At 30.0% G+C, this 8,934-nt stretch carries 8 protein-coding genes, 1 tRNA gene, 3 rRNA genes, 1 other RNA gene and 1 other annotated feature; of the genes, 1 reads left to right on the top strand and 12 read right to left on the bottom strand.

What is annotated here, in order from left to right; translation table 11 throughout:
* Together I4U66_RS14330 and I4U66_RS14325 are read right to left on the bottom strand one after the other, a co-directional pair.
* Positions 1 to 171 (bottom strand): 16S ribosomal RNA (locus tag I4U66_RS14330); the annotation flags it as partial.
* Positions 172 to 496: 325 nt separating this feature from the next.
* On the bottom strand, positions 497 to 727 hold the full coding sequence (locus tag I4U66_RS14325) for a glutaredoxin family protein (protein WP_092921367.1): 231 nt from the start codon (positions 725 to 727) through the stop codon (positions 497 to 499).
* 185 nt (positions 728 to 912) lie between these two features.
* Between I4U66_RS14325 and I4U66_RS14320 the strand changes: the two genes are divergently transcribed.
* Positions 913 to 2,109 carry an MGDG synthase family glycosyltransferase gene (locus tag I4U66_RS14320; protein ID WP_195929279.1) on the top strand — a complete coding sequence of 399 codons (1,197 nt, stop codon included), beginning with the start codon at positions 913 to 915 and terminating at the stop codon, positions 2,107 to 2,109.
* Positions 2,110 to 2,177: 68 nt separating this feature from the next.
* On the opposite strand, the gene I4U66_RS14315 is transcribed toward I4U66_RS14320, so the two are convergent.
* From I4U66_RS14315 to I4U66_RS14270, 10 genes are all read right to left on the bottom strand, one after another.
* Positions 2,178 to 2,402, bottom strand: coding sequence for a hypothetical protein (locus I4U66_RS14315; RefSeq protein WP_092921363.1), 225 nt, complete (start codon positions 2,400 to 2,402; stop codon positions 2,178 to 2,180).
* Between the two features lie 142 nt (positions 2,403 to 2,544).
* Positions 2,545 to 3,144: a recombination mediator RecR gene (recR, locus tag I4U66_RS14310; RefSeq protein ID WP_195929278.1), complete on the bottom strand. Its 600-nt coding sequence runs from the start codon at positions 3,142 to 3,144 to the stop codon at positions 2,545 to 2,547.
* Between the two features lie 11 nt (positions 3,145 to 3,155).
* A complete protein-coding gene (locus I4U66_RS14305) occupies positions 3,156 to 3,500 on the bottom strand; it encodes a YbaB/EbfC family nucleoid-associated protein (protein ID WP_092921359.1) in 345 nt (114 codons plus the stop codon).
* Positions 3,501 to 3,555: 55 nt separating this feature from the next.
* Positions 3,556 to 5,202: a DNA polymerase III subunit gamma/tau gene (gene dnaX / locus I4U66_RS14300; protein WP_195582033.1), complete on the bottom strand. Its 1,647-nt coding sequence runs from the start codon at positions 5,200 to 5,202 to the stop codon at positions 3,556 to 3,558.
* A gap of 360 nt (positions 5,203 to 5,562) precedes the next feature.
* An RNA gene (ffs, locus tag I4U66_RS14295) (signal recognition particle sRNA large type) lies at positions 5,563 to 5,827 on the bottom strand.
* A 30-nt stretch (positions 5,828 to 5,857) separates the two neighbouring features.
* Positions 5,858 to 5,949, bottom strand: a tRNA-Ser gene (locus I4U66_RS14290).
* A gap of 3 nt (positions 5,950 to 5,952) precedes the next feature.
* Positions 5,953 to 6,405: a nucleoside deaminase gene (locus I4U66_RS14285; protein ID WP_092921356.1), complete on the bottom strand. Its 453-nt coding sequence runs from the start codon at positions 6,403 to 6,405 to the stop codon at positions 5,953 to 5,955.
* A gap of 359 nt (positions 6,406 to 6,764) precedes the next feature.
* Positions 6,765 to 8,048, bottom strand: coding sequence for a serine--tRNA ligase (gene serS, locus I4U66_RS14280; RefSeq protein ID WP_195582031.1), 1,284 nt, complete (start codon positions 8,046 to 8,048; stop codon positions 6,765 to 6,767).
* A gap of 193 nt (positions 8,049 to 8,241) precedes the next feature.
* Positions 8,242 to 8,454 (bottom strand) — a binding site (T-box leader).
* Between the two features lie 225 nt (positions 8,455 to 8,679).
* Positions 8,680 to 8,796 (bottom strand): 5S ribosomal RNA (rrf, locus tag I4U66_RS14275).
* 59 nt (positions 8,797 to 8,855) lie between these two features.
* A 23S ribosomal RNA gene (locus I4U66_RS14270) occupies positions 8,856 to 8,934 on the bottom strand; the annotation flags it as partial.

Here is an 8,934-nt window from a genome sequence, read left to right as displayed (position 1 = left end):
CATGTTATCTCGTATTAGCATACCTTTCGGTATGTTATCCGTGTGTACAGGGCAGGTTACCCACGCGTTACTCACCCGTCCGCCGCTCTTTACCGAAGTAAATCGCTCGACTTGCATGTGTTAGGCACGCCGCCAGCGTTCATCCTGAGCCAGGATCAAACTCTCAAATAAAAGTTGTTACCTGCTCAGACTATCATTATCTGAATATCTGGCTTGGTTTGTTTTCGATTCTCTTAAGAATCATTAGTTATATAAATTAACCTACTGTTTAATTTTCAAAGTTCATTTTCGTTTTTGCCCTTTTCTTAAGGACAAGTAATACTATATCACCTTACACTTATATCGTCAATACTTTTTTTAAACTTTTTTTAATTTTTTTCTTAATCTATTATTATCTGTGATTTAGTCTATGTATTTTTCTACATTTCATACTAATTTTTATATTTTTTATTGATATAAGAAATCTTTTTTACAAGCTTCCTTATATCAATAAATACTATTTCTCTAATAGTTGTGTCATTCTACTTATATCTAAGCCTAAGACATGTTCTCCATCTATAATAGTTAGAGGAATAGACATATACCCCATACCTATCAACTTTTTCTTTGCATCTAAATCTTTCGATATATTATATTCTTTATATTCAATATTTTTATTTTTTAGAAACTCTTTAGCTTTTATACATTGTGGACATGTATCGCTAGTGTATATCTCTACTACTTTCATCTATCTGCTCCTAAGTATTTATTTTGTTATGCTTGTATTTTTTTTTATATTATATTAGATTATTATTAACTCATTATTAGTATATAATATAATACATAATTTATTTTTTCTAAGTTAATATATTTAATAATACAAAAAATTGCATTATTATTCAATATAACTCTACATTTTAGGAGGATTTTAGTATGAGCAAAAAAGTATTGATTATGTCTGCTTCAACTGGTGGAGGTCATAATAGAGCTGCTCGAGCAATTAAAGAGGAGTTAGAACAAAAAACGATAGATGGTTTTAATATACAATGTGAAATAGTGGATAGTTTAAAATTAGTTAATAATACAATGGATAAAATAATTTCTAGGGGATATGAAAAATCTGCTATATATACTCCAAAAGCTTATGGTAGTGTATACAGATTTTCTGAAACCTCTCTTGTTTCTAAAAATGAGTTTAAAGGTAATTTGCTTACATCTTTAATGGCAAAAAAATTCAAAAAGCTTTTAAATGATTCTAAACCCGATTTAATTATAGGTACACATCCCTTCCCTATGATAGCTTTAAGTACACTAAAAAAACATAGTGATGGAGGTTCTGATCACGGTTTACATCTAGGTGATCACCATGATACTATAGATGTGCCTCCAATGATCTCTGTCCTTACAGATTATACTACTCACTCTACATGGATACAAAATGAAATAGACTATTATATAGTAGGTCATGAGTATGTAAAAGAATTACTAGCATATGAAGGAGTTGATACTGAAAAAATCAAACCTTTTGGTATCCCCGTAGAAAAATCATTCTTAAGTAATAGAGAAAAAGAAGAAGTTTTAAATGAATTAGGTTTATCTTCTGATAAACTTACAGTTCTACTTATGGGAGGAAGCTTTGGAGCTGGTAATATAAAAGAAACCTTAGAAGAATTACTAGATATTGATAGAGATTTTCAAATTTTAGTCATTACAGGAAGAAATGAATCCTTAAAAGAGAAACTTGAAAAGAAACTAGCTACTCACAATCATAATAAAAATATATGTGTACTTGGGTACACTAATAAAATGAATGATATACTTGCTTCTATTGACGTTTTAATAACAAAACCTGGTGGTTTAACTACTACAGAAGCATTATTAAAAGACGTTCCTATGATTGTTCCATATTATATTCCTGGACAGGAAGAAGAAAACTTAGATTTTCTTTCAAATTGTGGTGCAGCCCTTAGAACTACTAAAAAGTATTCTCTTTCAGTTTTACTGAAAGTGCTAATAGATGATCCATCTAGATTAGATATGTTAAAGAAAAATATAAAATCTATAAGAAAATTTAATTCTTCTCAAAATATAGCTAATTTAGTTGAGGATGTGTTACTATCTATGAATTAATTTTAATTAAATTTACATAATAAATGCCCAAAGGATATTATCCATTGGGCATTTTACAATTATATATATTAGTATGTAGGTTCATAAAAATCTTCTTCATAATCATATTGATACTTCTTATAATTATTCCTAAAGCACGAGTTTTTGCTTTTCTGAGCTTTACTGTTTTTTTTCTTTATTAATAAGCTCATATCATCAGATTCTGTAAACTTTGTTTTTCCTTTAGATTTTAAGTTTTTTTCTCTTTTTTCTTTCAAAGCTTTTCTCTCTTCTAGGCTCATTGTTGATTTCATTTTATTCTCCTATAAATAATTTTGAATGAATTTATTAAAATTATACATTAACTCATTGTTTAATTCAACAAGTGTACCTTATATTATTTGAGTAAATTTATATCAATAAACGACAAAAAATCGAGGTAAATACCTCGATTTTTTATATTTCTCTTCTTCCTTCTAAAGCTTTTGATATAGTTACTTCATCCGCATACTCTAAGTCTCCACCTACTGGTAGACCATGAGCAATTCTAGTAACTTTTATCCCCATAGGTTTTAAAAGTCTAGCTATATACATAGCCGTAGCTTCCCCTTCAATTGTTGGGTTTGTAGCCATTATTACTTCTCTTACATCATGATTTCCTAATCTTTGGATTAGCTCTTTAATTTTTATCATATCAGGTCCAATACCATCCATAGGAGATATAACTCCATTTAATACATGATATTGCCCCTTAAATTCTCTTGTTCTTTCCATAGCAGCAACATCTCTAGGATCTTCTACTACACATATTACACCAGCATCTCTATTTTTATTAGAACACATACTACAAGGGTCTGTGTCTGTTATATTACAGCATACTGAACAATATTTTATTTCTCTCTTAGCTTCTAAAATAGCTTTAGATAAAGACTCTACATCATTAACATTCATGTTTATTACATGGAAAGCTAATCTTTGAGCCGTTTTTCTACCTACCCCTGGAAGCTTTGAAAATTCTTCTATAAGCCTAGCTATAGGCCCTGTATAAGATTGCATATTATCACCTACTAGAATAACCCTGGTATGTTCATTCCTCCAGTTAATTTACCCATTTGAGATGATTGCATTTCATCAACATTTCTTAAAGCTTCATTTATAGCACTTAATACTAAGTCTTGTAACATCTCTATATCATCTGGATCAACAACTTCAGGTTTTATATTTATATCTAAAACTTCTTTCTTACCGTTAACTTTTACAGTAACAGCTCCTCCACCAACTGAAGCTTCTATTTCCTTAGCTTCTAATTCTTCTTGCATCTTTTGCATGTTTTCTTGCATCTTTTGAGCCTGCTTTAATAAATTATTCATATTTCCAGGCATCATTCCGCCTCCAAAACCTCTTTTAGCCATTTTAAATTCCTCCTTAAAACTATTTTATTTTAATATTATATCATATTAGTGTTTATTATTTACTTTCATTTTCTTCGACACTATCTTTTATTTCTAGTATCTCCTCATTTACTATACTTTTTAGAATCTCCTCACCTTTGTCAACTTTTCCACTCTTTATTTCTAAGTCTATGTTTTTAACTTCAGATTCTAATATTATTTTTATATTAAAACTTCTACTTATAGTTTCCCTTATTACTTTTTCTATATATGCTATAGTATCAGGTTCGCTTAGTCTTTTCTTAGCAAACGCAAATCCATCTGCGTATATTAGATATAACACATTTTCATATACGTTAAAACTACTTACATCACCTAATAAGAAGTATACTGGCATTTGTTTACTTTGCTTATCATCCTTTATACTCTTTCTAATCTTAGGCCATGATGACTCTATAAGCTTAACATCTTCACTTTTAACAGATTCGTATACTACTTCATCTGTCTCTATTATTTCTTTTTCCTCTATTATATTATTAGTATTCTCTATATTGTTGCTATTAACCTTTATATTTCCACTCTCTATTTTCTTCTCTAAATTCTCTACTCTCTTTATTAAAGCTTCTTTACTTTCATCAAACATAGGTTGGGCTATTTTCATCATAGTAACTTCAGCCAGAACCCTTGGATTCGATGAGCTTTTCATGCTATCTTGTGTAACAGATAATATATTTAAAACTCTTATAATATCATTTACATCTACACTTTCAGCTTGGGACTTTAATTTATCTATAGTCTCTTCTGGTAAAGAAATTATCTCATCTAATTCAGTTGACACCTTACAAACCATAAGATTTCTAAAATGGTCTATTAAATCATTAATTAAATTTCTTATATCCTTACCCCAAATTACAAATTCATTTAGTGCTTGAAGAGAGTTTTTTGTATCTTGATTTATTATGAACTGAGACATCTCAAATAATTGCTCTATATTTACTGTCCCTAATAATTCAACTACATCTTTGTATTCTATTTTGTTACCACCAAAAGATATACATTGATCTAATATACTTAAGGCATCTCTCAGTGCACCTTGTGCATTTCTAGCTATTAGGTTAAGTGCTTTATCTTCAACTTCTATATTTTCCTCATTGCATATCTTTTTCATTCTTTCAGACATATCATTAACCGTAACTCTTTTGAAGTCAAATCTTTGACATCTAGATAGTATTGTAGCCGGTATCTTATGAGGTTCAGTTGTAGCTAATATAAATATTATATATGATGGCGGTTCTTCTAATGTCTTTAAAAGTGCATTAAACGCTCCCTGTGATAACATATGAACCTCATCTATTATGTATACCTTATATTTAGACTTTGTAGGCGAATATTTAACACTTTCTCTAAGCTCTCTTATATCATCTACACTATTGTTAGATGCCGCATCTATCTCTACAACATCCATTATATTATCATTTATTATATCCTTACATACTTCACATTCATTACAAGGCTCTTGGTCTTTACTTTGCACACAATTAACTGCTCTAGCAAATATTTTAGCCGTAGATGTTTTACCTGTCCCTCTCGTTCCTGTAAATAAATATGCATGTCCTACATTATTACTTTCTATCTGATTCTTTAACGTTCTTATTATATGTTGCTGGCCCACAACATCTTCAAAATTTTGTGGCCTATATGCTCTATATAATGCTTTATGCATTCTTATCTCTCCTTAAATAAACTTCATACAATTAATCTATTTTTATCTAATTATATCATCACATTACTTATATTTTAAACGCTAGTATTTATTTTTATATAAAATACAACCTACATTAATTATTAACGTTATTAAATGTAAATATATACTAATCAAACTAAATTTATTTTAAAATATAAACTATCTTAACTAATTTCATTAAAAGTATAAAAAACATATTTTTTATACCATATCTATTAACCATGTTGTGTATACTCATTGATATATTTCTAAAATTATGTATAGAGTAAAAACTTCATGATTTTCTTATAATTAAAAAAAATCTCTTATAATAAGAGATTTGTTTTTTATATATTAAAGCTGTACACCATCTATTGATTTACTCTCATAGGCGTTACCTAAACAGTTAGCTCAACTTAGGCACCCCTACGGCACACGGAAGTGATCACTTACCGCTGCTTCCTTCCGGATCTGACGGGGTTCATGAGCTTCCATTGCGTAGGACCTAAGTGTCAACACCACTTATTCAGGGCAGCCCTACAAGATGTAAACCTCTAGATGGAATTCAATCCTGCTATAGCGGATTGCAGGTTACAGGGCACCGCTACCTCCCCATCTAGTACAGCAAACTTATAACCATATTTAAATTTTCCTCTGGCGGAGAGAGTGGGATTCGAACCCACGATACGCTTTTGACGTATACTCACTTTCCAGGCGAGCGCCTTCGACCGACTCGACCATCTCTCCTTATTATCTTTTCCTAAGAGCTCTAAAAAATTCCTGTAATATATTAGAACATTCTTCTTTTAAAACACCGAATAAGACATTTATATTATTTCGTTCATAGTAATCAGTCTTAAATTTATGCTGATTTTCTGTATATTCGTTTTTTATATGTTTAGTTCCTATTATAAGTTTTTTTATTCTAGAATTAACTATAGCCCCACTGCACATAATACAAGGTTCCATTGTAACATATAATTCACAATCAATAAGTCTCCATCCACCTAAGTTTCTAGCAGCTTCTCTTATTGCTACAATCTCAGCATGAGCTGTGCTATCATTTAAAGTTTCAGTTAAATTATGTCCTCTGCCTATAATGTTGCCATCTTTAACTACTATGGCCCCTATAGGAGTTTCGCCTTTTTTAAAGGCTTTATCTGCTTCTTTCAAGGCTTCTTTCATATATAGTTCTTTATTCATATTTCCTCCTAGAACTTATAACACTTCTATATTATCATAGTTACATTTATAATTCAACTGAATTTTAATTTATTTGTACAAGTTAAAATTAGTTACTATTGCATAATTCTTCATTATAAGCAATATTAAACAATGTAAATTGGCTATATTTATAACTTAAATAGACTATAATATCACTAGGTTACAAGGATTTAATCTATTAGATCTATCTATAACTTATATTCTTCTATAGTGCATACAATTATATCCTCTTTCTTGTTAAAAATATTGTATCACTATATATAAAAACCAACAGAAATCTGTTGGTCTTTATATATAGATAATGATCTTCCTAATATATGTCTAAATTGCGTTAGATCTTATAATTCTTCTTTCTTTATAACATCTACACCCATGTATGGTCTTAATACTTCTGGAACTACTACTGAACCATCTTCTTGTTGATAGTTTTCTAATATAGCAGCTAAACATCTTCCTACTGCTAATCCAGATCCATTTAATGTATGAACGTATTCTGCTTTAGATTTTTTGTCTCTCTTGAATCTTATACCAGCTCTTCTAGCTTGGAAATCTTCAAAGTTTGAACAAGAAGATATCTCAACGTATCTGTTGTAACTTGGCATCCATACTTCTAAGTCATATTTAAATGCTGCAGTGAACCCTAAGTCTCCTGTACATATCTTAACAACTCTGTAAGGTAATCCTAATAATTGTAATATTTTTTCTGCATCGTTAGTTAATTTTTCTAACTCATCGTAAGAATCTTCTGGCTTAACAAATTTAACTAATTCTACCTTGTTAAATTGATGTTGTCTTACTAATCCTCTAGTATCTCTACCAGCAGAACCTGCTTCAGATCTAAAGCATGGAGTATATGCACAATATTTTATTGGTAATTGATCAACTGTTAATATTTCATCTCTATGTATATTAGTTACAGGAACTTCAGCAGTTGGTATTAAGAAGTAATCAACACCTTCAACTTTGAACATGTCTTCTTCGAACTTAGGTAATTGACCTGTTCCTATAAAGCTAGTTCTATTAGCCATAAAAGGAGGTAAAACTTCTGTATATCCATGCTCAGCCGTATGAGTATTTAAGAAGAAGTTTATTAACGCTCTCTCTAATCTAGCTCCTAATCCTTTGTATAAAGTGAATCTTGAACCTGTTATTTTACTTCCAGTTTCAAAATCTAATATTCCTAATCCTGTTCCTATATCCCAGTGTGCCTTATGTTCAAAGTTAAACTCTGTAGGTTCTCCCCAAGTTCTTATTTGAACATTATCTTCATCTGTTGTTCCTTGTGGAACATCAGGATGAGGTACATTTGGTATTCTCATTAAGTTGTATTCCATCTCTGCTTCTACAGCTCTAACTTTTTCATCCATTCCTTTTATCTTATCTGATAGTTCTTTAAGTTGAGCTTTAGCTGCATCTACATCTTTACCTTCTTTTATTAATTGAGGTATTTTCTTAGATTCTACATTTAACTCATTCTTCATTACTTCAACTTCTTTAAGTAATTCTCTTCTTTCGTCATCTAATCTAACTACAGCATCTAAGTCGAATTCTTTTTCGCCTCTTCTATCCATAGCTTTTTTTATATCTTCTAAATTTTCTCTTATTCTTCTGACATCTAACATTGCTAATTCCTCCTTATATTTTATAATTTATTTTACTTTAATTAACCTATTCAAAACTTATAACTTTTGTTAATCTACCAGCGCTAATAAATTAATTTTAGTCATAAATAACGTTTTCTAATACATGTATTTTTATCTAAAACCTTAATCTTAGGGTAATTATTGCATTAAAAAAAGACCTTCATTCCCCTATGAAAGGGACGAAAGTCTTGTTATCCGCGTTGCCACCCTAATTGGTTATATAAAAATATAACCCTCTCAAACCTGTAACGTAGGTATACGTCTTACCTTATTGTTTCGGTAGAAGCTCCAGAATAGATTCAAAAACCATTGTAATGAGTTCACACCTACCACTCACTCTCTGAATACAAACTTGCTCTTTACTAATTTCCTTCAAAGCTTTTTATTAATTCTTCTATTTGATAATCATTATATTATATATATTATCAAGTTTCAATAGTATTATTCAAAAAAGTTTTTTCAGTTTTAAAAAATTTTAATTTTTACAATCTCTAACTCTAGCTATTTCAATGCTTCTAATATTTTTTATATAATTATATATTTTATTTATTAGATTTAATATATGGTATGAAAAACAATTATATTTATTTTTTTGCATAAAAAAAAGACTACGTGGCTACGTCTTACTCTTCCAGGGGGTCGCCCCCCAAGTACCATCAGCGCTAAAGAGCTTAACTTCTGTGTTCGGTATGGGAACAGGTGTATCCTCTTTGCTATAATAACCACATAATCTTTATCTTTTAGAGTTAATACTCTGAAAACTGTATATCATTTAGTTAATGATTTTTGGTCAAGTCCTCGACCTATTAGTATCGATAAGCTAAATACATTACTGCACTTACACCTTCGACCTATCAACCAGGTA

It is taken from the genome of Romboutsia sp. D33t1_170424_H2, from assembly GCF_015669105.1.
Lineage (GTDB): Bacteria > Bacillota > Clostridia > Peptostreptococcales > Peptostreptococcaceae > Romboutsia_C > Romboutsia_C hominis.
The sequence above is the reverse complement of the archived record's forward strand: the minus strand, read 5'-3'. Positions and strand labels throughout refer to the sequence as shown.

What these genes read in the sequence shown, in the direction of transcription:
- I4U66_RS14305 (WP_092921359.1), bottom strand. Translation starts at nt 3,500, where the DNA reads ATGGCTAAAAGAGGTTTTGGAGGCGGAATGATGCCTGGAAATATGAAT.
- recR (WP_195929278.1), bottom strand. Translation starts at nt 3,144, where the DNA reads ATGCAATCTTATACAGGGCCTATAGCTAGGCTTATAGAAGAATTTTCA.
- dnaX (WP_195582033.1), bottom strand. Translation starts at nt 5,202, where the DNA reads ATGCATAAAGCATTATATAGAGCATATAGGCCACAAAATTTTGAAGAT.
- I4U66_RS14285 (WP_092921356.1), bottom strand. Translation starts at nt 6,405, where the DNA reads ATGAATAAAGAACTATATATGAAAGAAGCCTTGAAAGAAGCAGATAAA.
- I4U66_RS14320 (WP_195929279.1), top strand. Translation starts at nt 913, where the DNA reads ATGAGCAAAAAAGTATTGATTATGTCTGCTTCAACTGGTGGAGGTCAT.
- serS (WP_195582031.1), bottom strand. Translation starts at nt 8,048, where the DNA reads ATGTTAGATGTCAGAAGAATAAGAGAAAATTTAGAAGATATAAAAAAA.
- I4U66_RS14315 (WP_092921363.1), bottom strand. Translation starts at nt 2,402, where the DNA reads ATGAAATCAACAATGAGCCTAGAAGAGAGAAAAGCTTTGAAAGAAAAA.
- I4U66_RS14325 (WP_092921367.1), bottom strand. Translation starts at nt 727, where the DNA reads ATGAAAGTAGTAGAGATATACACTAGCGATACATGTCCACAATGTATA.